Annotated in this window: 20 protein-coding genes and 1 riboswitch; of the genes, 9 read left to right on the plus strand and 11 right to left on the minus strand. The window is 63.6% G+C overall.

From position 1 onward, the window contains the following. Position 1: 1 nt before the first annotated feature. From ASG39_RS02260 to ASG39_RS02295, 8 genes are all read right to left on the minus strand, one after another. Positions 2–2,191: a TonB-dependent siderophore receptor gene (locus ASG39_RS02260; RefSeq protein ID WP_062592391.1), complete on the minus strand. Its 2,190-nt coding sequence runs from the start codon at positions 2,189–2,191 to the stop codon at positions 2–4. 179 nt (positions 2,192–2,370) lie between these two features. Continuing rightward, the gene (gene msrA / locus ASG39_RS02265; protein ID WP_062592393.1) at positions 2,371–3,102 is read right to left on the minus strand and encodes a peptide-methionine (S)-S-oxide reductase MsrA; all 732 of its coding nucleotides are present in this window, start codon (positions 3,100–3,102) and stop codon (positions 2,371–2,373) included. 367 nt (positions 3,103–3,469) lie between these two features. Further along, positions 3,470–3,955 carry a 6,7-dimethyl-8-ribityllumazine synthase gene (locus tag ASG39_RS02270; RefSeq protein ID WP_062592395.1) on the minus strand — a complete coding sequence of 162 codons (486 nt, stop codon included), beginning with the start codon at positions 3,953–3,955 and terminating at the stop codon, positions 3,470–3,472. Positions 3,956–4,043: 88 nt separating this feature from the next. Further along, positions 4,044–4,209: riboswitch (FMN riboswitch) on the minus strand. A gap of 73 nt (positions 4,210–4,282) precedes the next feature. After that, a complete protein-coding gene (locus ASG39_RS02275; RefSeq protein ID WP_062592398.1) occupies positions 4,283–5,344 on the minus strand; it encodes an ABC transporter ATP-binding protein in 1,062 nt (353 codons plus the stop codon). Positions 5,345–5,358: 14 nt separating this feature from the next. Then, the gene (locus ASG39_RS02280) at positions 5,359–6,147 is read right to left on the minus strand and encodes an ABC transporter permease (protein ID WP_062592400.1); all 789 of its coding nucleotides are present in this window, start codon (positions 6,145–6,147) and stop codon (positions 5,359–5,361) included. Then, a complete protein-coding gene (locus tag ASG39_RS02285; protein ID WP_156467978.1) occupies positions 6,144–7,049 on the minus strand; it encodes an ABC transporter permease subunit in 906 nt (301 codons plus the stop codon). The genes ASG39_RS02280 and ASG39_RS02285 overlap by 4 nt, the downstream gene beginning before the upstream one ends. Positions 7,050–7,141: 92 nt before the next feature. Further along, positions 7,142–8,245, minus strand: coding sequence for an ABC transporter substrate-binding protein (locus tag ASG39_RS02290; RefSeq protein WP_062592402.1), 1,104 nt, complete (start codon positions 8,243–8,245; stop codon positions 7,142–7,144). 161 nt (positions 8,246–8,406) lie between these two features. Continuing rightward, positions 8,407–9,300, minus strand: a complete 894-nt coding sequence (locus tag ASG39_RS02295; protein WP_244481100.1) for a MurR/RpiR family transcriptional regulator — start codon at positions 9,298–9,300, stop codon at positions 8,407–8,409. 184 nt (positions 9,301–9,484) lie between these two features. Between ASG39_RS02295 and ASG39_RS02300 the strand changes: the two genes are divergently transcribed. The 6 genes from ASG39_RS02300 (at position 9,485) to ASG39_RS02325 (ending at position 17,000) form a co-directional block, all read left to right on the plus strand. Then, positions 9,485–10,252: an N-formylglutamate amidohydrolase gene (locus tag ASG39_RS02300; RefSeq protein ID WP_156467979.1), complete on the plus strand. Its 768-nt coding sequence runs from the start codon at positions 9,485–9,487 to the stop codon at positions 10,250–10,252. A gap of 215 nt (positions 10,253–10,467) precedes the next feature. Beyond that, a complete protein-coding gene (locus ASG39_RS02305) occupies positions 10,468–12,051 on the plus strand; it encodes an amino acid permease (protein ID WP_062592407.1) in 1,584 nt (527 codons plus the stop codon). A gap of 90 nt (positions 12,052–12,141) precedes the next feature. Next, positions 12,142–13,506, plus strand: coding sequence for a glutamine synthetase family protein (locus ASG39_RS02310; protein WP_062592409.1), 1,365 nt, complete (start codon positions 12,142–12,144; stop codon positions 13,504–13,506). Positions 13,507–13,591: 85 nt separating this feature from the next. Further along, complete coding sequence (locus tag ASG39_RS02315) at positions 13,592–14,977, plus strand: aldehyde dehydrogenase family protein (protein WP_062593349.1); 1,386 nt, start codon at positions 13,592–13,594, stop codon at positions 14,975–14,977. Beyond that, entirely contained in the window at positions 14,974–16,119 is a 1,146-nt protein-coding gene (locus ASG39_RS02320) for an iron-containing alcohol dehydrogenase (RefSeq protein ID WP_062592411.1), read from the plus strand. The genes ASG39_RS02315 and ASG39_RS02320 overlap by 4 nt, the downstream gene beginning before the upstream one ends. A gap of 188 nt (positions 16,120–16,307) precedes the next feature. Further along, the gene (locus tag ASG39_RS02325; RefSeq protein WP_062592414.1) at positions 16,308–17,000 is read left to right on the plus strand and encodes a ParA family protein; all 693 of its coding nucleotides are present in this window, start codon (positions 16,308–16,310) and stop codon (positions 16,998–17,000) included. A 58-nt stretch (positions 17,001–17,058) separates the two neighbouring features. Here the strand turns inward: ASG39_RS02325 and ASG39_RS02330 are convergent, their stop codons facing one another. Together ASG39_RS02330 and ASG39_RS02335 are read right to left on the minus strand one after the other, a co-directional pair. Continuing rightward, positions 17,059–18,360 carry an FAD-binding oxidoreductase gene (locus ASG39_RS02330; protein ID WP_062592416.1) on the minus strand — a complete coding sequence of 434 codons (1,302 nt, stop codon included), beginning with the start codon at positions 18,358–18,360 and terminating at the stop codon, positions 17,059–17,061. A 172-nt stretch (positions 18,361–18,532) separates the two neighbouring features. Next, a complete protein-coding gene (locus ASG39_RS02335) occupies positions 18,533–19,909 on the minus strand; it encodes a L,D-transpeptidase (RefSeq protein WP_244481121.1) in 1,377 nt (458 codons plus the stop codon). Between the two features lie 237 nt (positions 19,910–20,146). Between ASG39_RS02335 and ASG39_RS02340 the strand changes: the two genes are divergently transcribed. Together ASG39_RS02340 and ASG39_RS02345 are read left to right on the plus strand one after the other, a co-directional pair. Next, complete coding sequence (locus ASG39_RS02340; RefSeq protein ID WP_062592420.1) at positions 20,147–21,073, plus strand: DUF4432 family protein; 927 nt, start codon at positions 20,147–20,149, stop codon at positions 21,071–21,073. Between the two features lie 76 nt (positions 21,074–21,149). Then, complete coding sequence (locus ASG39_RS02345) at positions 21,150–21,491, plus strand: TIGR01244 family sulfur transferase (RefSeq protein WP_062592423.1); 342 nt, start codon at positions 21,150–21,152, stop codon at positions 21,489–21,491. 162 nt (positions 21,492–21,653) lie between these two features. Here ASG39_RS02345 and ASG39_RS02350 read toward each other — a convergent pair whose 3' ends face one another. Beyond that, positions 21,654–22,601, minus strand: coding sequence for an alpha/beta hydrolase (locus ASG39_RS02350; RefSeq protein ID WP_156467980.1), 948 nt, complete (start codon positions 22,599–22,601; stop codon positions 21,654–21,656). A gap of 199 nt (positions 22,602–22,800) precedes the next feature. Between ASG39_RS02350 and ASG39_RS22990 the strand changes: the two genes are divergently transcribed. After that, positions 22,801–23,802, plus strand: a complete 1,002-nt coding sequence (locus ASG39_RS22990; RefSeq protein WP_277995950.1) for a ribonuclease — start codon at positions 22,801–22,803, stop codon at positions 23,800–23,802. Positions 23,803–23,839: the final 37 nt, after the last annotated feature.

Consider the following 23,839-nt stretch of genomic DNA (forward strand, 5'->3'; position numbering starts at 1 on the left):
TTTACCAGCTGTATTTCAGCGAGCCGATGAAGGTGCGGCCCTGATCGCGATAGCAGAAGCCGGCCGAGCAGACGGCATCGCGCCGATCGAAGAGATTGGTGGCGTTGACCTGCAGTTTCAGGCCCTCGTATTTCTTGTCGATGGCAGCGAAATCGTAATGCACGGCCGCATCGAAGAGGACCCGCGACGTATTTTTCCTCGTGTTCGTGTCGTTGCCGAAGCTCGAGCCGATGAAGCGCGCGCCAGCACCGACGCCGAGGCCGTGCGCGAAGGTGTCTTCGGGCAGATCGTAATTCGCCCAGACCGAGGCCACGTGCATCGGCACCGACGAGACGAAATTGCCCCGGCTGGTGGTCGGCCCCTCGACGATCTTCATGTGCGTGTAGGTGTAGGAGGCCGTCAGGGAGAGGCCGTTGTCGAGGCTCGTCGTCGCCGCCAGTTCCAGCCCGCGGGAGCGCAGCTTGCCGCGCTGGACCTGAATGTTTTCGGGGCCGGTCGGCAGGTTGACGACTTCGTAATAGAGGCCGTTGTCCTGATCGATGTTGAAGAGGGCGGCGGTCAGGAGGGTGTTGCTGTCGGGCAGCAGATATTTCACGCCGACCTCCTGCTGCCGGCTTTCCGTCGGATCGAACGGCCGGCGCGTTTCCTGATTGATGCCGGCATTGGGCGAGAAGGCGGTGGAGTAGCTGGCATAGGGCGCGAGGCCGAAATCCGTCTCGTAGGTCAGGCCGATGCGGCCGGAAAAGGCTTTGTCGCGCTGCGAGGTCTTGGTCGTGTCGCCTGTCGCCAGAACGGTGTCGTTGGTATCGGTGTCGACCCAGTCGTAACGGCCGCCGAGCGTCAGCGTCCAGGCGTCGTAGCGGATCTGGTCCTGCACATAGGTGCCGATCTGCCACTGGTCCTGCACGGTGCGGGTCGAGAAGGGGATGGGATCGACATCGCGCCCGGCATTCGGGTTCGCCGTGTCGAGTGGTGGGGTGGTGCCTGTGCCGTCGAGCGAGCGGTAGCGCAGTTTCTGAAAATCCACGCCGAAGAGAAGCGTATGATCGAACGCCCCTGTGGCGAATTTCGCCTCGATCTGGTTGTCGATGACGCCGGCCGTCAGGCGTTCGTCAAAAGTGCCGGCGCTGCTGTCGAGCAAGGTCGGGTCGAGCGCGTTCGGCGCGTAGGCAAAGGCATAGTCGGCATCGATGTCGAGGGTCGAGAGGCGCGCGTTTTGCCGGAAGACGAAGACGTCGTTCAGCCGATGCTCGAATTCATAGCCGATCCGCGCCTGCTTCTGGACGGAGCTGTTGAAGTCCGGATTGCCACCAAAAATGTCGGTCACGTCGCCGGTGAGAGGGTCGTTGTAATAGGCGGCGGTTCCGCCCGACCTCGTGCGGGAATACTCGCCGAGAATGGTCAGCTTGGTGTCCTCGTCCGGCTTCCAGGTGGCGGCCGGCGCGATATAGGCGCGGTCGTCGGAGACGGACACCTGTTCGGTCTCGGCATCGCGCAGGAGCCCGGTCATCCGGTAATAGACCGGATCGGTTTCGTTGATCGGGCCGGAGACGTCGAACTGGCCCTGATAGCGCTGGTTGGTGCCATATTGCAGCTCGATCTCGTGCAGCGGCTCGATCGTCGGGCGCTTGGTGATGAGATTGTAGAGGCCGCCGGCACCGGATGCGCCGTAGAGCGCAGAGGAGGGCCCCCGCAGGATCGAGACACCTTCCAGACCATAGGGCTCCGTCTTGAACAGCGAGGAGCCCGCGCCCGGCTGCCGCAGGTTGTCGCGGAAGATGCCGGTATAGGTGACGTCGAAGCCGCGGACGGAAAAGCTGTCGAACCGCGGATCGAAGCCAAAGGCGCCGACGCGGGTGCCGGGGGTGTAGCCGAGGGATTCCTGCAGAGACTGCGGATTGCGGTCCTCAAGCTGCGCCTGCGTGACCGACGAGATGGATTGCGGCGTTTGCAGAAAGGGTGTGTCGGTCTTCGCGCCGGTTGCGCTCGCCGTGCCGACATAGCCGTCCCCCGTGATGACGCCGCCGCTGCCGCCGGTCACCACGATTTCCTCCAGAACCGTTGCCTCGCCGGTCGCTGCATCCTGCGCGAACGCCTGAAGACTGCCGCCGCTGAACGCCAGCGTGAGGATCGATGTGCTGGTGACGAGGGCTGACCGGAGGGGAAGGCGGCTGGGAAAACGGATCGGCATGCGACAAGTCTCTCGGTGAAAGATGACTTTCACTATCAAGATTCTTTCCCGATGACAGCCCTAAAACATGATAACTACAATCATGTTTAAGGCTGTGGGAATTTCGCAACGCGTGCGCACAGACAGACGAAAGCCGCCACGGCGGTGCGGCGCGTGGCGGCGTGTAAGAGGCTTGGCTTTTAGCCTTTGGCCTGCGAGACGAGAGCCGGCTTTTCGCGATAGGCCTTGGGGAAGACGGTCTTCAGGTTCTCGATCTTCGGCAGGTCGTTATAGACGATATAGGGATAATCCGGATTGAGCGTCAGGAAATCCTGGTGATAGGCTTCGGCGGTGTAGAAGCCCTTGAGATCGTCCACCTGGGTGACGACCTTGTCCGGAAACACCTTCGCCTTGTCGAGCTGGGCGACATAGGCGTCCGCGACCTTCTTCTGCTCCGGGCTGAGCGTGAAGATTGCCGAGCGGTACTGCGTACCATGATCGGGGCCCTGATAGTTCAGCTGGGTCGGATTGTGCGCCACCGAGAAGAAGATCTGCAACAGCTGGCCGTAGCTGACCTGCGACGGATCATAGGTCACCTCGACGGCTTCCGCATGGCCGGTCTTGCCGCCGCTGACGGTCTCGTAGGAGGCGGTCTCCTTCGCGCCGCCGGAATAGCCGGAGACGGCGTTGGAAACGCCCTTCACATGCTGGAAGACGCCCTGCACGCCCCAGAAGCAGCCGCCGGCAAAGACGGCCTTTTCGGTTTTGGCGGCGGTCTTCTCATCGATGCTGGGCGGCGGAATGACCACGGCTTCCTCGGCGGCGCCGGCACGCACGGCGGTGACGGCGATGATGAGGGCGGTCAGCGCGAACGCGCCGAGGACGCCGCCGGTGAGGTTGCGACGGAGATTGGAACGGGAGGTCTTCGACATGCGGCAATCCCTAAGGGCGCGGAGGGCGGTAGGGCCTGACGACGCGCCGTAATGTTGCGGATATGCGCGCCGTTGTGAGCCGATCCGCCGGCGGCGTCAAATCGCGATTTCGTGTAGTTTCGCGATGATCTGGCCGATCAGGCAGCATTCCGGATCTCAATCAACGCGCTCACCCAGGGCTTCAACGGTCCGGGAATATCGAATCCTGCGAATCGCTTGCGGGGTTTCGCTGAGACGATGAGTCGGAACCCGTGCGTTCGGTCTCTGTGTCGAAACGGCGATGGCGCCCGAGGTCTCGCAGGACTTCGGGCGCCATTACAATCATTCGGAACGGCGTCCAGGTGGATGGCTGTCGCCGGTTTGTCGGTCAGGCCGCCGCGTCGACGGGCGCGAGAGCGATCTCGGCGCGGGCAGCCAGCAGCTGGCGCGCCGCATTGGCCGCTTCGCCGCCCTTGATCACGAAGTGATCCGTGAAAAAGCGGATATGGGCTTCCGATTCCTGGAAATGATGCGGCGTCAGCACGGCGGAGAGAACCGGAACGCCCGTGTCGAGCGAGACGCGCATCATGCCGTCGAGCACGGTGGAGGCGACGAAGTCGTGGCGGTAGATGCCGCCATCGACGACGAAGGCGGTGCCGAGGATGGCGGAGAACCGGCCGGTCTTTGCCAGTGTCTGGGCGTGAAGCGGAATTTCGAGTGCGCCGGGCACGTCGAAGATCTCGACATCGGCCGCGTTGCCGCCGAGGTCCTGCCAGCGGGCGACGAAGGCGTTGACGCACTGATCGACGATGGCGGAGTGCCAACGCGCACGGATGACGGCGATCTTCTGCGTGGGGTGGGAAACGATGGTCATTCAAGTGGCCTTTCAAGGGTTAGCCGTTCGACGGGATCCCTTGGGCGAACACGCGGACGCGACCAAGCCCTTGCGAGGCCTGCCTGCCGTTTGCTCTCTTTCATCCGGACTATACCGTCGGCTCCGGAATCACACCGGATCTGCTGACCTTCACGACGTGCGGCTGATGCCGAACGACCTGAAGCGCTCGCGGGCTCCAGACATTCACGCCTGTTACCGCCGGTGGGGAGTTTCACCCCGCCCTGAGAACGTACACCGGCAACTATAAGCAAGTGTGGCGAGGCGTCAAATCCGCATTATTCTGCCGTGAAGTGTTTTTGCGAAAAACTATTCCCGCACGACGAGAAGGTCGCCGGCGGTGAAGCGCAAGGTCACCGTTTCGCCGATCGCCGGCGGTTTGACGCCCGGATTGTTGAACGTGTCGAACGAGATGACGCTGTCGGCGATCTTCATGCGGGTGCGGATGACGGAGCCGAGGAAGTTGCTGGCAATGACATGGCCGGTCAGTGCGGTATCGCCCTTGGCGTCCGCGGCGATCGAGCCGGCTTCCGGCCGCAGCGCGAGCGAGACGGTGTCGCCGGCCTTGGCCGCGCCCAGCGGTTCCCGCAGCGTGATGCCCTGGTCGCCGATGGCGATGCGGTTTGCCGCGGGGTCCAGCACCTTCGCATCGATCAGGTTGAGCGTTCCCACGAAAGACGCGACAAAGCGGGTCGCGGGACGGTTGTAGATCTCGAACGGCGTGCCGATCTGGTCGGCGCGTCCTCCATTCATGATGACGATGCGATCGGAGATCGACAGCGCCTCTTCCTGGTCATGCGTGACGAAGACGGTGGTGATGCCGAGCTGCTGCTGGATCATGCGGATCTCCTCGCGCAGCGAGACACGGATCTTCGCGTCGAGGGCCGAGAGGGGTTCGTCGAGGAGGAGCACCTGCGGCTTCGGCGCGAGCGCCCGTGCGAGCGCCACGCGCTGCTGCTGTCCGCCCGACATCTGATAGGGATAGCGGTCCGCCAGATGCTCGAGATGGATGAGCGCGAGCATCTCTTTCACCCGGGCGTCGATCTCGGTTTTCGGCGCGCCGGCGACCTTCAGGCCGAAGGCGACGTTGTCGCGGACCGTCATGTTGGGGAACAGGGCATAGGCCTGGAACACCATGCCGATATTGCGCTGGTTCGGCTTCAGCTCGGTCTGGTTCCGGCCGTTGATCATGATGGTGCCGGAGGACGGCGTCTCGAAGCCGGCGATCATCCGCAGCACCGTCGTCTTGCCGCAACCGGACGGGCCGAGAAACGAGACGAACTCGCCCTTCTCGATCGCCATGTCGAAGTCGTGCACGACCTGCGTCTGGCCAAAGGATTTCCGGATATGGGTCAGGGTAAGAAACGACATGGAGCCTGTGACCTTTATGCTTTGACGGGGGCGGACTTGCCAAAGCGCGAGACGAGATTGAGGAGGCCCATGGAGAGCCATGTGATGGAGAAGGCGATGACGGAGAGCGCCGACGGCTCGTAGGCCTTGTTGGCGCCGACGAGCTGGAGGTAGGGGCCGAATGCCGGGCGGTTGAGCAGGGCGGCCATGGTGAACTCGCCCATGACGATGGCAAGCGTGATGAAGGCGCCGGAGAGCACGCCGCTCATGACGTTCGGAAAAATGCAGCGAAAGAGAATGGTCCCCCAGCTGGCGCCGAGGCTTTGCGCCGCTTCGGTCAGCGTGCGCACGTCGATGGCCCGCATGGCGGTATCGACGGCGCGGTACATGTAGGGCAGCGACAGGGTGATGTAGGAGAACACGAGCAGCACGTTCGTTCCCGTCGTCGAGCCGGTCAGCGGCAGGACGGAGGAGGAATTGTACATGCGCAGATAGCCGAACACGATGACGATGGCGGGAATGACCAGCGGGAGGAGCGTGATGAACTCCACCACCGGCCGCATCTGCGGCAGGCGCAGGCGCACCCAGTAGGCGGTGGGAACGACGAGCAGCATGCCGAAGACGATGGTCAGCAGCGCCATCAACATGGAATAGCCGAAGGTTTCGCGGAACTGCATGTCCGAGAAGACCGAGCGGTAGGCATCGAAGGAGTATTCGCCGCGGCGCATGCGCAACGAGAATTCGAAGGTGCCGATCAGGGGAATGACGAAGTAGCTCGCCCCGATGGCCATGGCGATCCAGGCGCCGATCCGGTTCGTCTTCATTTCTGCCACCTCTCGGCGCGCATGCGCAGCATGAGGTAGAGCACGTTGGACACGCCGGTGATGACGATCATGCCGAGCGCGATGGCATAACCGAGGTTCGGATTGTGCAGAACGTCGCCGCGGATCTGCGCGTAGAGCAGGATCGGCACGATATTCAGCGAGCTGCCGGTCAGCGCATAGGCCGTGGCGATGGCGCCGAAGGCGTTGGCGAAGAGGAGCAGCGTGGTGCCGAGCAGGCTCGGCCACAGGATCGGCAGGGCCACCATGGTCCAGTATTGCCGGTTGGTGGCGCCGAGGATCTCGGAGGCTTCGCGCCATTCCTTCTTCATGCCATCGAGCGCCGGCGTCAGGATCAGCACCATCAGCGGGATCTGGAAATACATGTAGGTGAGCGTCAGGCCGGTGAAGCTCAAAAGGTTGAAGCCGGTGGAATAGAGATTGAAGCCGAACCAGTCGCGCAGGAGCACGGTGGCAAGCCCCGTGCGGCCGAGGGTGGCGAGGAAGGCAAAGGCGAGGGGAACGCCGGCGAAGTTCGAGGCGACGCCGGAGAAGGTCAGGAGGGTCGAGCGCACCGAGGCCGGCAGCCCGCCGAGCACGACCGCCCAGGCGAGAAGGAAGCCGATGAAGGCGCCGCCGAGGGCGGAGGCGAGCGAGATGCGGATCGAGATCCAATAGGCCGACAGAATCGACGGCGTGAACAGGTCGGCGATGTTCTGGAGCGTCAGCTGACCATCCGGCGTGAAAAAGGCGCCGATGACGAGATAGAAGGTCGGCGCCAGCAGGAACAGCAGGGCAAAGAGCATGAAGGGCGCGATGCCCAGCCAGTCGATGATTCGGTCCTTGCTGATGATCGGGGCTGGCCGCGATATCGGCGCTGTCACTGTGCTGATCGGTGGGCTCATCGGCGAGCTTTCGTGCGGGAGGGCGTGTGGCGAACCTCCCCGCGCGGACGCGGAGAGGCGATGTTGCCCGGTCGCTGGACCGGTTTTGCGGCTTACTTCACGTTGGCGCCGACGACGCTGTCCCACTTGCCGGTAATCTCGGTCTTGCCGGCAGCCTGCTCTTCGAGCGTCGGGAACACGGCCTTTTCATAGGCGGCGGCCGGCGGCAGCTTGTCGAGCATTTCCTTCGGGATCTTGTTGTTCTTGGCCAGATCGTTGAAGCGGATCGGGTGGCAATAGCCCTTCAGCCAGCCGAGCTGACCTTCGTCGGAATAAAGATACTCCATCCACAGCTTTGCCGCGTTCGGATGCGGTGCGAAGGCAGAGATCGCCTGGACGTAGACGCCGGCGACAACGCCGCTCGTGGGAACGACGACTTCGACGGGCGGGTTGCCGTTGAGGCTGTCGCGCCAGGAGAGACCGTTATAGTCCCAGGCGACGACGATCGGCGTGGAGCCCTGCGCGAGCGAGGCCGACTTGCCGATGACGGGCACGAGGTTGCCGGCCTTGTTCAGTTCGCCGAAATAGGCGAGGCCGGCCGTTCCGGCCTTCGTCGCATCCTTTTCGCCGGCCGCGAGGCCTGCCGCGTAGACGGCCTGAACGGCCTGGTTGGAGGCGCGCGGATCGCCCGCCAGCGCAATGCTGTTGGCGTAGTCGGACTTCTTCAGGTCGGCCCAGTCCTTGGGCACGTCCTTGACGATGTCGGTGTTCACGACGAAGGAGAGAACGCCGTAATAGTCACCGTACCAGTAGCCGTCGGCATCCTTGGCGCTATCGGGGATCGAATCCCAGGTGGAGACCTTGTAGGGCTGGATCAGGCCTTCGGCCTTGGCCGAGGGGCCGAAGGAGAGGCCGACGTCGATCACGTCGGGGGCCTGCGGACCGGTGTTGCCCTTGTTGGCCTTGATGGCTTCGATCTCGTCGCCGGAGCCGGCATCGGGGTTCAGCTCGTTGACCTCGAGACCATACTTGGCCTTGAAGCCGGCGATGACGTCGCCGTAGCCGCACCAGTTGTGCGGAAGCGCGATGGTGGTGAGCGTGCCTTCCTTCTTGGCGGCAGCGATCAGTTCCTCGCTCGGCGCAGCCGCGGCAAGCGCGGTGGAGGCGACGAGAATCGCCGATGTCAGCGACAGAAGGCGGTGGGTCTTTGACAGCACGAAAGTCTCCTTGGGTTTGTCAGGCCGGGGTTTCCGACCCGGTGGGTCAAGCTGATAGAGCGGCGTCATGAAGCTTCTATGACAGACGCGGTGGACGGCTTCAGGCTTCGTTTCCCGGCTAACCCCCTGTTTTCAGGGTTGGTGTTGCCGGGTATCCGATCTCATCCCTTTCTTTCCTGAAAAGGCTTTCGAAACAACGGTGTCGCATCGAACAAGGTCTCCAGCGCCTTCATCCGGTCCCGGGTCTCCTCCCAGATCGAGTTCTGCACGGCTTCGATCAGCGCCTCCACCGTAAAGAGGGTGACGACCGAGCTGTCCCATGCAGAGGGCGCCTCGATGTGAATGCGGAAAACCTTGGCCGCGGACTTGGCGACGGGTGACGACCACTGGTCGGTGAAGAGAATGATTTCGGCACCGCGCGAGCGTGCGGCCTTTGCCAGCGTTTCGAGTTCCTGCTCGTAGCGGCGGATGTCGAACACCACGAGGACGTCGCCCTTCTTCATGTCGAGCACGTAGTGGGGCCAGGGGCTCGAGCCGGAGGCGATCAGCGTCACGCCGGCGCGGATGACCTGCAGATGCGTGAAGACGTAGTCGGCAAGCGTCCGCGTGATGCGGCCGCCGATGAGATAGACCCGACGCTTCGGGTCCGCGACGAGTGCGGCGGCGCCATCGAAGTCCTGCGTCTCCATCTGGGCGAGCGTCGCCCTGAGATTGTTGATGGTGGCGTCGGCGAAACGGTTGAGGATGTGCGTGCCCGGCGCATTCGTCGCCCATCGATCATGCTTGCTGATCGGGTTGGAGATCGTCGCTTCCAGCTCCTGGTGAAGCCGGGCCTGAAAATCCGGAAAGCCGCGAAAGCCGAGTTTCTGCACCATGCGCGCGACTGTCGGCGTCGAGACGCCGGCATTCTCGGCCACGGTCGTGATGCTGCCGAGCCCGGAAACGGGATAGTTGTCGAGCAACGTCTCCGCCAGTTGCTTCTCCGCCCGGGTCAGTGCGGTGAAGTTCGCGGCGATCACGTCCGACACCGTCTTGTGTGTTTCGGTGCTGATCAAGATATTCCCCTGAGGCCGATCTTCGCCGGCCTTGTGTGACAGAGTAAACATCGCTGTCACAATCGGAGTCAATGGGGTGTATGAAGAGATCGTTTCAGTTTGCAATTGACAGACACGATTTTGTGAAGAATTCTCTTCAGTCATGAGACCTGCCATGAGGGTGGGTGCGAGGACGGAGCCGGGTGTGAGTGCGCTGTTGACCGTCGAGGATGGCGCGCCTGTCGCGCTCGAGAATGCGGAGGCCGGCTCCCGCATCGTGCTCGTCTGCGAGCATGCCTCGCGGCGTCTCCCGCAGAGGCTGGGAACGCTCGGGCTTTCGCCGGAGGCGCTCGAAAGCCACATCGCCTGGGATCCGGGCGCTCTGGCCGTTTGCCGGATTCTGATGCAGGCGCTCGATGCGACGCTGATCTACCAGCGCTTCTCCCGGCTCGTCTATGATTGCAACCGTCCGCCGGATTCGCCGAGCGCCATGCCCGCAAGAAGCGAGATCTTCGATATTCCCGGCAATGCGGGGCTATCGGCGGCCGAACGTCTGGCGCGCACGGAGGCCATCTACAGCCCGTTCCGCAAGGGCCTTTCCGAACTGATCAAGACTCGGGTTGCAAACCATCGGCCGCCCGTTATCGTCACCCTGCATTCCTTCACGCCTATCTGGCACGGGCAGCCACGGGACGTCGAGGTGGGCATCCTGCATGACAGCGACAGTCGGCTCGCCGATGCTTTTCTCAAAGATGCCGCCAGGGATGAAGACTTCGTCACGCGTCGCAACGAGCCTTACGGACCGCAGGACGGTGTGACGCATACGCTGATCGAGCACGGCCTTCACAACGGCCTGCTCAACGTCATGATCGAGATCCGCAACGATCTCATCGCAAGCAAAGACGGCCAGAGGGTCCTGGCCGGCTATATCGGGGATCACCTGGGCAAAGCCCTGGCGGACCTCGAACCCTAAAAGACCCGGGGAGCGGCTTGTCCGCGGAAACCGTTCCCGCCCGGTTGGCGGGAGCACTGGCACGACTGCGTGAAGACCTCGAACCGAACCTGAAAAAGCGGGGCACACACGCAGCACGATCAAGCGTTGCAGCGTCCGTGCGCCATGAGGGTCGCGCGCCGCTGCACCGGCATCCGGCAATACCGCCCGGCGCCGAGCGTTCAGAGGGGAAAATCATGCCTGACTATAGTGACGTGGATAAACACGCGGACCTTCAGGTCCTTCATTCCATGGGATATGCGCAGGAACTTGAGCGGCGCATGAGCTCGTTCTCGAACTTCGCCGTGTCCTTCTCGATCATCTGCATTCTCTCCGGCGGCATCAATTCGCTGGCGCAGGCGACAGCCGGGGCCGGCGGCGCCGCCATCGGGATCGGCTGGCCGATCGGCTGCTTCGTTTCCTTCGTCTTCGCCATGGCGATGGCGCAGATCTCCTCGGCCTATCCGACGGCGGGTGGCCTTTATCACTGGGGTTCGATCCTCGGGAACCGCTTCACCGGCTGGCTGACCGCCTGGTTCAACCTGCTCGGCCTCGTCACCGTGCTCGGCGCCATCAATGTCGGCACCTATTATTTCTTCATGGGCACCTTCGGCACGCCGTATTTCGGGCTCGAGGACACCACCACCTTCCGGATTCTCTTCCTCGTCGTCATCACCGGCCTGCAGGCCGTGGTCAATCACATGGGGATCGGGCTGACGGCCAAGCTGACCGATTTCTCCGGCTATCTGATCTTCGTGACGGCCATCCTGCTGTCGCTCGCCTGCCTCGTCGCGGCCGATAGCTACGACATCGCGCGTCTCTTCACCTTCTCGAACTTCTCAGGGCCGGCCGGCGGCAATGTCTGGCCGGAAACGTCTTCCACCTGGGTATTCCTGCTCGGTCTGCTCCTGCCGATCTATACGATCACCGGCTACGACGCTTCGGCCCACACCTCCGAGGAAACGGTGAAGGCGGCGACCTCCGTGCCGCGCGGCATGATCTCCTCCGTGCTCTGGTCGGCGCTCTTCGGCTACATCATGCTGTGCTCGTTCGTGCTGATGATCCCGACGCAGGCGCCGCTTGCCGACGGCACCGTCGTCGATGGCATGCAGGCTGCTGCAGCCCAGGGCTGGAACGTGTTCTTCTGGTCGATGGACACGCAGATGAAACCGATCGTCAAGGATGTGCTCTATCTCGCGATCCTTCTGTGCCAGTGGCTCTGCGGTCTTGCGACGGTGACATCGGTTTCGCGCATGATCTTCGCCTTCTCGCGCGACGGCGGCCTGCCGGCGTCCAAGGCTCTGGCCAAGGTGAGCCCAAAGTTCCGCACGCCGGTCTCGGCCATCTGGACCGGGTCGATCCTCTCGGTGCTCTTCGTCTGGGGCTCGTCGCTGATCACCATCGGCGAGACGCCGGTCTACACCATCGTCGTCTCCTGCACGGTCATCTTCCTGTTCTTCTCCTTCGCCATTCCGATCACGCTCGGCCTCTTTGCCTGGGGCACGTCCAAATGGCCGGCACAGGGACCGTGGAACCTCGGCGAAGGCGTGTTCAAGCTCTTTGCGGGCCTGACAGTGCTCGCGATGATCCTGATCTTCGTTCTCGGCGTGCAGCCGCCGAACGGCCCGGCGCTCTACGTCACCGTCGGCTTCCTCCTTCTGACCGGCCTGATCTGGTTCGGCTTCGAGAAGCGCCGCTTCCGCGGTCCGCCGATCGGCGACGAGGTCAAGCGCCGCGCCGCCGAGATCGCCGCAGCCGAAAAGGCCGTGGGCCAGGCGTAAGCTCTCCGAACCCTGCGGCGGCACCCGAGAACGGGGTGCCGCCGCTCACCGACACGAAACGCATTTCGACCATCGCAGACAGGACGCCCGATGACCTATTCGTTCGAAGAGCTGAAGACCGACGTTGCCGAGGGCCGTATCGACACGGTTCTCGCCTGCCAGATCGACATGCAGGGCCGCCTCATGGGCAAACGCTTCCAGGCCGAATATTTCGTCGAGAGCGCCTATGAGGAGACCCATAGCTGCAACTATCTGCTGGCCACCGATCTCGAAATGGAGACGGTGTCCGGATACAAGTCGACGAGCTGGGAGTCCGGCTATGGCGACTATACGATGAAGCCGGATCTGGGCACCCTTCGCCGGATTCCCTGGCTCGAAGGCACGGCACTGGTGCTGTGCGACATGCTCGACCACCAGACCCACCAGGAAGTGCCGCATTCGCCGCGCGCCATTCTGAAGCGGCAGGTGAAGCGGCTGGAGGCAATGGGGCTGAAGGCCTTCATGGCAAGCGAACTCGAATTCTTCCTGTTCGACCAGACCTATGACCAGGCCCGCGAGAGCGGCTATCGCGACCTGAAGCTCGCCAGCGGCTATAACGAGGACTACCACATCTTTCAGACCACCAAGGAAGAGGATGTGATGCGGGCGATCCGCAAGGGGCTGCAGGGCGCCGGCATTCCGGTCGAGAACTCCAAGGGCGAGGCATCGGCCGGCCAGGAGGAAATCAACGTCCGGTATGCCGAGGCGATCGATATGGCCGACCGGCACGTCATCATCAAGAACGGCTGCAAGGAGATTGCCTGGTCGAAGGGCAAGGCGATCACCTTCCTCGCCAAGTGGCACATGAATGCGGCGGGCTCGTCCTCGCACATCCACCAGTCGCTCTGGAGCCTCGACGGCAAGACATCCCACTTCTTCGACAAGGACGGGGAATACGGCATGTCTGAGACGATGCGACACTACGTTGCCGGCCTGTTGACCCATGCCGGCGAAATCACCTATTTCCTCGCACCCTATATCAATTCCTACAAGCGCTTCATGGCCGGGACCTTCGCTCCGACCAAGGCCGTGTGGTCCAAGGACAACCGTACGGCTGGGTATCGCCTCTGCGGCGACGGCACCAAGGGCATCCGCATCGAGTGCCGCGTCGGCGGTTCCGACCTCAATCCCTATCTCGCGATGGCGGCGCTGCTGGCGGCGGGCATTGCCGGGATCGAGGGCAAGTTGGAGCTCGAGGCGCCCTTCGTCGGCGACGCCTATTCCGGCAAGGACATCCGCGAGATCCCGAAGACATTGCGGCATGCGACCGAGCTGATGACGTCATCGTCCATGCTGCGGGAGGCGTTCGGCGACGAGGTGATCGACCATTACACGCGGGCCGGCACCTGGGAGCAGGAAGAGTATGATCGCCGGGTCACGGACTGGGAGGTCGCGCGCGGTTTCGAGCGCGCGTGATTGCAAAACCCGTCGCGGTGCGGCATGTCTCGGCATCCCCGCGTCGAGACGACGGCCTGCGGGCCGACTTCCTCTGGAGTTGATGATGACGATGATCCAATGCATTTCGCCGGTCGACGGCTCGGTCTATGCCGAGCGTGAAGCCATGCCCTACGAGGCCGCCGCCGAGGCGGTCGCGCGCGCGCGCAGAGCGCAAAAATCCTGGGCGAAACGACCGCTCGAGGAGCGCGTGCAGCTCGTGCTCAAGGGCGTGACCCGGCTGAACGAGATGGTGGACGAGGTGGTGCCGGAGCTTGCCTGGCAGATGGGCCGCCCGGTGAAATTCGGCGGCGAGTTCCGTGGCTTCAACGAGCGCTCCAACTATGTCGCCTCGATTGCCGCCGATGCCATGAAGCCGCTGGTGATCGAGGAAAGCGACCGTTTCGAGCGCCGGATCGTGCGCGAGGCGCACGGCGTCGTCTTCGTCATCGCGCCCTGGAACTACCCATACATGACCGCGATCAACACGATCGCGCCGGCGCTGATGGCCGGCAATGTCGTGATCATCAAGCATGCGAGCCAGACGCTGCTCGTCGGCGAGCGCATGGTGCGCGCCTTCACCGAGGCCGGCATGCCGGAAGACGTGTTCCAGAACCTCTTCCTCGACCATGAGACGAGCGCGCGCCTGATCGCGGCCAAGGCCTTCGACTTCGTCAATTTCACCGGCTCCGTCGAGGGCGGGCGGTCGATCGAGCGTGCGGCGGCCGGCACGTTCACCGGGCTCGGGCTCGAACTCGGCGGCAAGGATCCGGGCTACGTCATGGAGGATGCGGACCTCGATGCGGCCGTGGACACGCTGATGGATGGCGCCACCTTCAACTCCGGCCAGTGCTGCTGCGGCATCGAGCGCATCTATGTGCATGAGAGCCTCTATGACGACTTCGTGGAAAAGTCGGTCGCCTGGGTGTCGAACTACAAGCTCGGCAACCCGCTCGATCCGGAAACGACGCTCGGCCCCATGGCCAACAAGCGCTTTGCCGCCGTCGTGCGGGCGCAGGTGGCAGACGCGATCGCCAAGGGCGCGCGGGCGACGATCGATCCGAAGCTGTTTCCGGCGGATGATGGCGGCGCCTACATCGCGCCTCAGATCCTTGTTGATGTCGATCATTCCATGGAGTTCATGATCGAGGAAACCTTCGGTCCTGCCGTCGGCATCATGAAGGTCAAGAGCGACGCGGAAGCGCTTGCCCTGATGAACGACTGCAAATACGGGCTGACGGCATCGCTCTGGACGCAGGACCCCGAACGCGCGGCCGCCATCGGCGCCGAGATCGAGACGGGGACCGTCTTCATGAACCGCGCCGACTATCTCGATCCCGCGCTCTGCTGGACCGGCGTCAAGGAAACCGGTCGCGGCGGCTCGCTCTCCGTCTTCGGCTTCCACAACCTGACCCGGCCGAAATCCTACCATCTGAAGAAAGTCACGGCATGACCATTACCGCTAACTGGAGCTACCCGACCGCCATCAAGTTCGGGGCAGGGCGCATCAAGGAACTCGCCGAGCACTGCAAGGCCGTCGGCATGAAGCGGCCGCTGCTGGTGACGGATCGCGGTCTCGCGCCGATGGCAATCACACAGACTGCGCTCGATATTCTGGAGGCTGCCGGCCTCGGCCGCGCCATCTTCGCGGATGTCGATCCCAATCCGAACGACGTCAACCTCGAAGCCGGCGTGAAGGCCTTCCACGATGGCGGGCATGACGGCGTCGTCGCGTTCGGCGGCGGCTCCGGGCTCGACCTCGGCAAGGCCGTCGCCTTCATGGCCGGACAGACGCGCCCGGTCTGGGATTTCGAGGATGTCGGCGACTGGTGGACGCGGGCGTCCGTACCCGGCATCGCGCCGATCATCGCGGTGCCCACCACGGCGGGCACCGGCTCCGAGGTCGGCCGCGCCAGCGTCATCACCGATCACGTGACGCACACGAAGAAGGTCATCTTCCACCCCAAGTTCCTGCCTGCGGTCACGATCTGCGATCCGGAACTCACCGTCGGCATGCCCAAGGTCATCACGGTCGGCACCGGCATGGATGCGTTCGCGCATTGCCTGGAGGCCTATTCCTCGCCGTTCTACCATCCGATGTCGCAGGGCATCGCGCTCGAAGGCCTGCGGCTCGTGAAGGACTACCTGCCGCGGGCGGTCGCCGACGGGCAGGATATCGAAGCGCGCGCCAACATGATGAGCGCGGCCGCAATGGGCGCCGTGGCGTTCCAGAAGGGCCTTGGCGCCATTCATGCCCTGTCGCATCCGGTTGGTGCGATCTACAACACGCATCACGGCATGACCAATGCCGTTGTCATGCCGGCCGTTCTGCGCTTCAACCGGCCTGCCATCGAAGAGAAGATCGGCCGTGCCGCCGCCTATCTCGGCATTTCCGGCGGGTTCGACGGGTTTACGGATTATGTGCTCGATCTGCGCAAGAGCCTCGGCGTTCCCGACGCGCTGTCCGGCCTCGGGGTCGGCACGGACCAGATCGACCGCATGGCGGAGATGGCGATCGTCGATCCCACGGCCGGCGGCAATCCGGTCGAACTGACGCTCGACGCGGCGCGCGCGCTGTTCATCGAGACGATCTGAGACGGCCTTGCAGGCTGCCTGGCGCAACGGTTTCAAAGCCTGCGCCAGGCTGTCTCTCATTGGTTCTCGTATCGTGCGTTAAGACTTCATTAACCACGATTTGAAAGATTTGGCTTAACCGCGGCGGCTTCAGGGGCTGGAGCTGATTGCGGGGCAAACCGGGGCTCTGCGTCCCCAAAGAGGTTTCCATGCCAGTCATTACACTCGCCAACACGAAGGGCGGCGCCGGCAAGACCACTGCTGCGCTCATTCTCGCCACGGAACTCGCACGCGCCGGCAACCGCGTTACGGTGCTCGACGCCGATCCGCAGCGTTGGATCTCGACCTGGCACGAGATCTCCGGTGCCGTCCCGAACATCGACGTCATCTCGGAAATCTCGATGGCCTCGATCCAGGGCCACATCATCGAAAACCGCCGCAGCACCGACTATTTCGTCATCGACCTCGCCGGTGCGCGCAACAGCCTGCTGGCAACCGCCATCGGCCTGTCCGACCATGTGCTCATCCCCATCCAGGGCTGTTCGATGGATGCCAAGGGCGGCGCGCAGGTGCTGGAACTCCTGGCGCAGCTCGAAAAGCAGGCCGGCGTGCGCATTGACCATTCCGTCGTGCTGACGCGTGTCAGCTCGCTGGTGACGACGCGGGCTCTGCAGGTGGTCAAGGGGCTTCTGGCCAGCCGCAACGTGCGCGTTCTGGAAACGCCGATCATCGAGCGCGCGGCCTTCCGCGATGTGTTCGATTGCGGCGGCACATTGCAGACCATGGACCCCGCGCGCGTGAGCAATCTGGACAAGGCACGCGAGAACGCCCGCTTGTTCGCCGAGGAGGTCCGTCGCCTCGTGCCGCTCAACGTCACTCGCGCTTTCCGCCGCGCGGCCTGATCGACGGTCCCGAACGCGGCATCATCACGGTGCCGCGTTCCGTGTCTCGGACCCTGCTTCAGAAGCGCCGGTCGATCAGGTGCTTTGCCTGCGCGCCGACATGGTAGAAGGCGGACTTCACCGTCCGCAGCGGATCGGGCGTGACAGGTGTCTCGTCGAGCGGCATGGCATGGGCGCCACCGGTGATCTGGTGGGCGAGGGCCCGACCGAACACGGTGCCGGGGGCGATGCCCCGGCCATTATAGCCGCTGACCGAGAGGACGTCGGGCGCGACCGTGTGAAGCCTGGGCAGGGCATTGGTCGTCATGCCGATACGGCCGTCCCACCAATATTCGAAATCGATCGCGCCGAGCTGCGGAAAGAGCGCCGCAAGCGAGCGCTCGGCAAATCCGCGATGCGTTCCGGTCGCCACGGCATCGAGGCGTCCGATGCTGCCGAAGATCAACCGGTTCTGCTGGTCCATGCGAAACGAGGTCATGACCATGCCGGTATCCCAGCAACCCTGGCGCTCCGGCAGGATCGTGGCTGCGACGTTGGCGGAGAGCGGCTTCGTGGCGAACTGGAAATAGGGAAGAATGGTCAGCTCGCTCGCCGGCGCGCTCCACGGCATGCCATCGACCAGCGAGCCATAGGCATTGGTGGCCAGCACGACCTTCGGTGCCGTCACACGGCCGGCCGGCGTCTTCAGGACCCAGGCGGCGCCTTCGCGGGCAGCACCCGTCAGCGGCGTCTCGGTATACACGCGGACTCCGGCTTTGACGGCTGCATGGGCCAGGCCATGGGCGTAAGCGAGAGGCTGGATGGTACCGGCGCGGCGATCGAGAAGGCCGCCCGCAAATCCCTCCGCGCCGGTCAGCCCATGGGCCCGGTCCGCATCGAGCACCTCGACAGGGGCGCCGAAAGCGGCCCATTGCGCCTGCCGATCGGTAATATCCGCAAGACCGTCCACCCCCACGGCCATGTGCAGCGTGCCGTTGCGCACCGCCTCGCATGCGATCTCGTGCCGCTCGATCAGATCGAAGACGAGTGACGGACCATCGCCGAGGGCGTGCAGCAGGCGCTCGCCAGGGTCTTTTCCAAGAGAGGCGATCAGATCGGCCGGCTTCGTCCACATGCCGGCGTTGACGAGGCCGACATTGCGCCCCGACCCGCCGAACCCGATCATGCGCGCCTCGATGAGGACGACACCGACGCCCTGCTCCGCAAGGTGCAGAGCCGCGGAAAGTCCGGTAAATCCGCCACCGATGATAGCGACGTCTGCCGTGACATCCGTGTCCAGCATCAAGGTCTGCGGCGGAGGCGGCGCGGTCGCATGCCAGAGGTTCGGCCCGATCTTGTAACGCGCGCGTTCATCCGCCATGCGGGCATCCTTACTGTGTCCAAAGCTCTGCAGCCCTGAGATAACCGATCCTGGCCCCGGATGCCTCATGACAATCGCGGATGACGTGATGCCGGGGGCGATGCCCCAAACTCAAGCGCTGTTCCTGCTCCGCCGTCTTCGCAGCCACCCTTGTCTGTCGCCGCGTCCGCGATCAGTCGAGGAACTCGACCGTCGTGCCGACGCTCACCATCTTGGCGAGTTCCGTCGCATCCCAGTTGGTCAGTCGCACGCAGCCATGGCTCTGTGTCTTGCCGATCTTCGACGGCTCCGGCGTTCCGTGAATGCCGTAGGTCGGCTTCGACAGTGCGATCCAGACCGTGCCGACAGGGCCGTTCGGCCCGGGCTGCAGGGTAAGGACCTTGTCGTTTTCGCCCTGCTTGAAGTTGATCTTCGGATTGTAGGTATAGCCCGGGTTCAGTGCGATGCGATCGACCTGCACGGTGCCGGACGGCGAGGGCGTGTCCGAGGAGCCGATCGTTGCCGGATAGGCCGCAATCAGCGCACCCGATTCGTCATAGGCGAAAACCTGCTTTCGCGGCTTGTCTGCGACGATGCGCGCCACCTTGCCTGTCTTCGGCTCGCCCGGATTGATGACCTTGATGATCGTTCCCGGAATGGTGAAATCGACGCCGGGGTTCAGTTCGCGCAGGTAAGCCTCGTCCATGTGGAAGCGCTCTCCGAGCATTTCCGTGGTCGAGGTGAAGGACATGTGCGGAAGGAGTGCCTTGTGGGCATAATCGTCCGGAATTTCCGCGACATAGGGACCGGCAGCATCCGCAGCCGTGATGGTGTAGGTCGTGATCGCCAGGCCACCGCTGAGACGCAGGCGCTCCAACGTGTCTTCCGTGTTGTTCGGGTCGAGCGTCTCCCCGGTTGCCTGCTGCCACGCCTCGATCGCCTTGGTGACGTTCGAGCCGTTCTTGCCGTCGATCACGCCGGGCGAAAAACCTTCGCGATCGAGGAAGACCTGGAGGGCCGTGATTTCGGCGCTGGATTTGCGGGTGATGGCCGTCGCGCGGGGCAGGGCGGTACCCTGCGACGCTGGCGGCTGCTCGGGCGGCAGTGCGGCCATGTCGTTTTCGTCCGGAAGCGGCTCGTCTGCGGCCGGAAGATCGCCCCGCTCGACGCCTGGCGGGACGAAATTGCGATAATCCGGAACGCCGTTCCCGCCGTCGCGCCTGCGGACATAGGGTCGGTCTCCATAGGCCTCGTTGCCGAACGCGCTGTTTCCGTAGGTCCGGTCTTGCTGCGGCCGGCCGCCAAAGGCCTCGTCGCCATAGGGTTCCGCGCCGTAGGAATCGGGCGGCGGGCGGCGGCGTTCCGCATTGGCGGCGCGCGATCCCATCACGGTGGCGACGATATTGCCCCAATTGTCCACCAGCACCGTGCGGCCGCGGGCATCGCGCATCACGCGAACGTCACCATTCTCAGGGACAAAATCGAGAACATCCCCCTGTGGCGTCACCAGAACCTGATCCGGCGAGAGCACGAGGCGCGACTGCGCCGAAACCGGCGTGGAAACCGGCAGAAGGCCGGCCGCCAAAAGGGCGGCCAGAAGGAAGGATGGGGTACGTCTCGGAGCGATCGTCACGACAATAACCTGTTGATAGGCGGGAACCTGTTGATGGGCGGGCCGACCCGCGAGCTACAAGCGGAATGGGACGTTAATATGAAAAGCCTGAATTCAACGTTAAAGAACTGCTAACCATGCGAAAAGCGAGACGTCGGAGAGCAAGGAAGCGCCTGCCCGCGTCAGAAGGGGGAGATGATGCGACTGGACGATGATCATGCGGGAAAAAGGGTGACGCTGCTGCTGGACAGCGCATCCGCGATGGATGTGGCGGCGCTGGTGGTCGATGGACTGGACCTCTCGCCGGGCGAGGCCATCCCGTCCGATGGGGATCCGCGCATCGATCAGGCCCTGAAGGGGTTCCTCTTCACCTGCGGCCCGGATCATATCCGCCATCCCGAGCCGACGTCCAAGGGTGGCCTCTATCCGCTCCATGGCTCGCTTTCGGGCACGCCGGTCCAGGTCGACACGCTGGAGGCGACCGAAAATACGTGCCATGCCATCGTCGATATCGCCTTGGCCGATGGCGGCAAGGCCCGACTGAGCCGCCGCTGGTCGATCACGCAAGGGGCGGTTCATCTCCAGGATCGTGTGGAGAATACAGGCGATACGCCATTTCCGCCCCTGTGGATGTATCATCTGAATATCGCCGGCCGGCTCTTCGACAGCAGCACCTGCGTCACCGGCGCCATGATCCCGGGCGGGGTCATGGGCTGGCGGTTCGGCGAAAGCGAGAGCGCGCATGTGCTTTTTCCGGCTGACGGGGATGCTGCCGGTCCAGATGCAAAACCAACTCCACATGCAAAACCCGCTGGCAGTGCAGCCACCGGTGCGGCGATCGCCGCAGACGACTGGGCACGGGTGCGAATCGGCCCCTTTGCGGCGCTCGCGAACCGCTCGCTCGACATCCGTTTCAGGAGCGACCACCTACCGTTCCTCCAGATGTGGCGTTGCCAGCGCGGCGACACGAACGTGGTCAGCATCGAGCCCGTATCCCACCGTATCGCCAAGCGCCCAGCGCTTGCCGAGAGCTGCGCGCTGTTCATGCTCAAGCCGGGCGCCGCGATCGCATACGAACTGATGTTCGGCATCGTCGACCCGGATGAAGCGGATCTGACCTGATTGACCTCTGCCGCAAAGGCGTCCTACATCTTCGACAACGAAGCTTGCGGCGCGCCGCGCGTCGAGGAGAACCAGCATGGACGACATCCGCCCGATCAACGACGAATATTCCGTGACCGGCCAAATCACCGTAGCCGACCTCGATCAGATCAAGGCCCTGGGCTTCAAGTCGATCGTCTGCCACCGCCCCGACCATGAGCAGCCCGGCCAGCCGGACTTTGCCGAGATCGAGCAACGCGCCCACGCGCTTGGCATCGAGACCATGCATATCCCTGTCGGCCCCGCTGGCGTGACCGCCGATGCCGTGCACAAGATGGTCGATGCGCTCGACACGTTCCAGCGCCCCATGCTCGGCTACTGCCGCTCCGGCGCCCGCTCGACCGCCGTCTACCAGCAGACGCAACATATCCGCGGATAGACTCGATATCTGCAGGATGGCTCGGCGGCTCGCTCCGCACTGTGCCTCTCAGTATCGCCCTCTCAGTACCGTCCCTCTCGTATCGTCCCTCTCTGGCCTCCGTCCGAAGGCCCTCCGTGACATGCGCGCTTTGCGGAAAGCACTTCGGCCTCCGGCTTCTGCCTAGTCTGGCGCACCCCGCGAGCGCTCGACGACGCTGCGACACCAGGCAGAAAACGCCTGTACAGCGCGCGCCCGGACCGTGTCGTTCAGAGTGTCGTGGCGTGCGCCCGGATAGATCGTTGCGGTTACCTGCCGCAGGCCCGCTTTCTTCATCCGGGTTTGCAGCCACGATACGGCTTTTCCATTCTCGGTCGCCGGATCCTCTCCGCCGCCGACAAGGTTGACCGGCATGTCCGGCGGAAGCCGACGGAGACGATCCAGCGCCGCACCGGCGTAGCTCAGACGAAACAGTTGGATCCAGAGCGAAACCGTGACGTCGAATCCGCAAAGGGGATCGGCAACATACCGATCGACCTCTGTCGGGTCGTGGGACAGCCAGTCGAAATCGGTTCTCCGCTCAGCGATCGAGCGCGCCCACGCACCGAAGGTGAGGCGGGCCAGTATCGGGCTCGGCACATCCGAGCCTTTCAACATCCGCTCGACCGCAAGAACGCCCTGCCCGAACCGACCGGCGAGGCCCGGATGAAAATTCGCATTCCACACGGCAAGACCGTCATAGAGCCCCGGATCTCTTTCCGCGGCATTCAGCGCGACCAACCCGCCCATGGAATGGCCGAAAAGGATGATCGGCAAACCGGGATGATCCGACGCGGCCCGGTTCCGGACCGCCGCCACATCCTCCAGCACGGCATCGAGACCTCCATCGGGCGCAAATCTCCCCTGAAGATGCGCCGCACTGCGCGTCGCACCATGTCCCCTGTGATCGTGGACATAGACGGCGAACCCCTGTGCCGCCATCGACACGGCGAAGTTTAGATAGCGCCGCCCATGCTCTGCCACGCCATGATTGACCAGAAGCAAACCGCGCACCGGTGTCGTTGCCGGCATGTGATAGATCGCGAGATCCGCACCGGACGGGCTGGCCAGCCGCCTCTCCTCGAATGTCACGATCGTCTCCTCCAGAAGCCATTCCCGCCGCCACTATCCGGGCACAGAACGGAGATGTCAATATGAGCATTCCCTAAAAAATTATGAGCTGTGCACAATTCGTTCTTGCATTTATCCTGTTTTAGTCCTTCATTGATCTTGTTTTGTTCTGGAGGTCGAAATGATATCTTTGAGTGTCTGGAGTGCATTTTCCGCGCCGATGCGACTGTGGCGTTTCCACCGAAACCTGCGTTTCCTCGGGCTATCCTTCTGCGTTTGCCTTGCGTTGGCGTTGGCGTTGCCGGTGGCGGGCTTAGCGGGTGACGTCTACGCCGGTGAGGTGACGGCTCCAGCGGCTTCAACGGTACAGAGAGCGCCTCAAGCACTCGCTGCGCCCACGTCCTCCAATCCCGCGGCGTCCTCCAATCCGCCGACGCCCGCCGATCGCTCTGACCTGACGAGGAGCGAGGATCGCAAGCCCGCGGCAGGACGAACCGGCTCTGTCCTCGGGCTTAGCTGGTTGCCGGCTTTCTGCGAGACGAAAGCCAAACGCCCGGAATGCTTGGGGCAGACGTCGGAGCGTGCCGATGCACGCGCTTTGACGCTCGTCGGCCTCTGGCCGGTTCGCAACAGCTTCTGCAAAGTCTCCGAGGCTCTGCAGGCTCAGGATCGCAAGCGCGATTGGCTGGCGCTGCCTGCGGTGCCGCTTCCGACAGAGCTTGCCGCGAAGCTTGCTGTCGCCATGCCCGGGGTCGCCTCGGGCCTCGACCGACACATGTGGTTGCGAAGCGGCAGCTGCCAGACCCTCGAGCCTGACGCGTACTTCTCTCTTCAGGTCCGCCTGCTCGAGGCCGTCAACCGTTCGGCCGTCGGCGCCTTGTTTCGCAGCAAAATCGGTCTGGACGTCACCGAAGCCGAGGTGAGGGCAGCCTTCGATACGGATTTTGCGGCGGGTGCCGGGGAGCGCGTTCGTCTTCAGTGCCGAAAGGTCGGCGATCGGACGCTTGTGACGGGACTGACGATCGGGCTCTCCGCAACGATGGACGAAGCATCGGATCTTGCGACGTCGATGCTTGGGGCGGCACCCATCCGCTCGCGCTGCAGTTCCGGTCTGGTCGATGCCGCCGGATCGTCACGGCAACTTCGGTCTCGAAACGAGGCGGTGGTCGGGACGGTGGGAACCGGAGCAAGCCGGGCCGGCGCTGCGATCGAGCTTCGTTAGCCGCCGCGTCGTTGGGTGCCGTAGGCTGTCCTCTGGC

Origin of the sequence: Rhizobium sp. Leaf371 (assembly GCF_001424045.1) — a bacterium.
In the GTDB taxonomy this organism is placed as follows: Bacteria; Pseudomonadota; Alphaproteobacteria; order Rhizobiales; family Rhizobiaceae; genus Ferranicluibacter.

Bases quoted from the DNA above. Each gene is read 5' to 3' on its own strand.
- ASG39_RS02260 (WP_062592391.1), bottom strand. From the start codon at position 2,191: ATGCCGATCCGTTTTCCCAGCCGCCTTCCCCTCCGGTCAGCCCTCGTC.
- ASG39_RS02330 (WP_062592416.1), bottom strand. From the start codon at position 18,360: ATGGCGGATGAACGCGCGCGTTACAAGATCGGGCCGAACCTCTGGCAT.
- ASG39_RS02270 (WP_062592395.1), bottom strand. From the start codon at position 3,955: ATGACCATCGTTTCCCACCCCACGCAGAAGATCGCCGTCATCCGTGCG.
- ASG39_RS22990 (WP_277995950.1), top strand. From the start codon at position 22,801: ATGCGACTGTGGCGTTTCCACCGAAACCTGCGTTTCCTCGGGCTATCC.
- ASG39_RS02345 (WP_062592423.1), top strand. From the start codon at position 21,150: ATGGACGACATCCGCCCGATCAACGACGAATATTCCGTGACCGGCCAA.
- ASG39_RS02280 (WP_062592400.1), bottom strand. From the start codon at position 6,147: ATGAAGACGAACCGGATCGGCGCCTGGATCGCCATGGCCATCGGGGCG.
- ASG39_RS02310 (WP_062592409.1), top strand. From the start codon at position 12,142: ATGACCTATTCGTTCGAAGAGCTGAAGACCGACGTTGCCGAGGGCCGT.
- ASG39_RS02325 (WP_062592414.1), top strand. From the start codon at position 16,308: ATGCCAGTCATTACACTCGCCAACACGAAGGGCGGCGCCGGCAAGACC.
- ASG39_RS02275 (WP_062592398.1), bottom strand. From the start codon at position 5,344: ATGTCGTTTCTTACCCTGACCCATATCCGGAAATCCTTTGGCCAGACG.
- ASG39_RS02315 (WP_062593349.1), top strand. From the start codon at position 13,592: ATGACGATGATCCAATGCATTTCGCCGGTCGACGGCTCGGTCTATGCC.
- ASG39_RS02305 (WP_062592407.1), top strand. From the start codon at position 10,468: ATGCCTGACTATAGTGACGTGGATAAACACGCGGACCTTCAGGTCCTT.
- ASG39_RS02285 (WP_156467978.1), bottom strand. From the start codon at position 7,049: ATGAGCCCACCGATCAGCACAGTGACAGCGCCGATATCGCGGCCAGCC.
- ASG39_RS02340 (WP_062592420.1), top strand. From the start codon at position 20,147: ATGATGCGACTGGACGATGATCATGCGGGAAAAAGGGTGACGCTGCTG.
- ASG39_RS02320 (WP_062592411.1), top strand. From the start codon at position 14,974: ATGACCATTACCGCTAACTGGAGCTACCCGACCGCCATCAAGTTCGGG.
- msrA (WP_062592393.1), bottom strand. From the start codon at position 3,102: ATGTCGAAGACCTCCCGTTCCAATCTCCGTCGCAACCTCACCGGCGGC.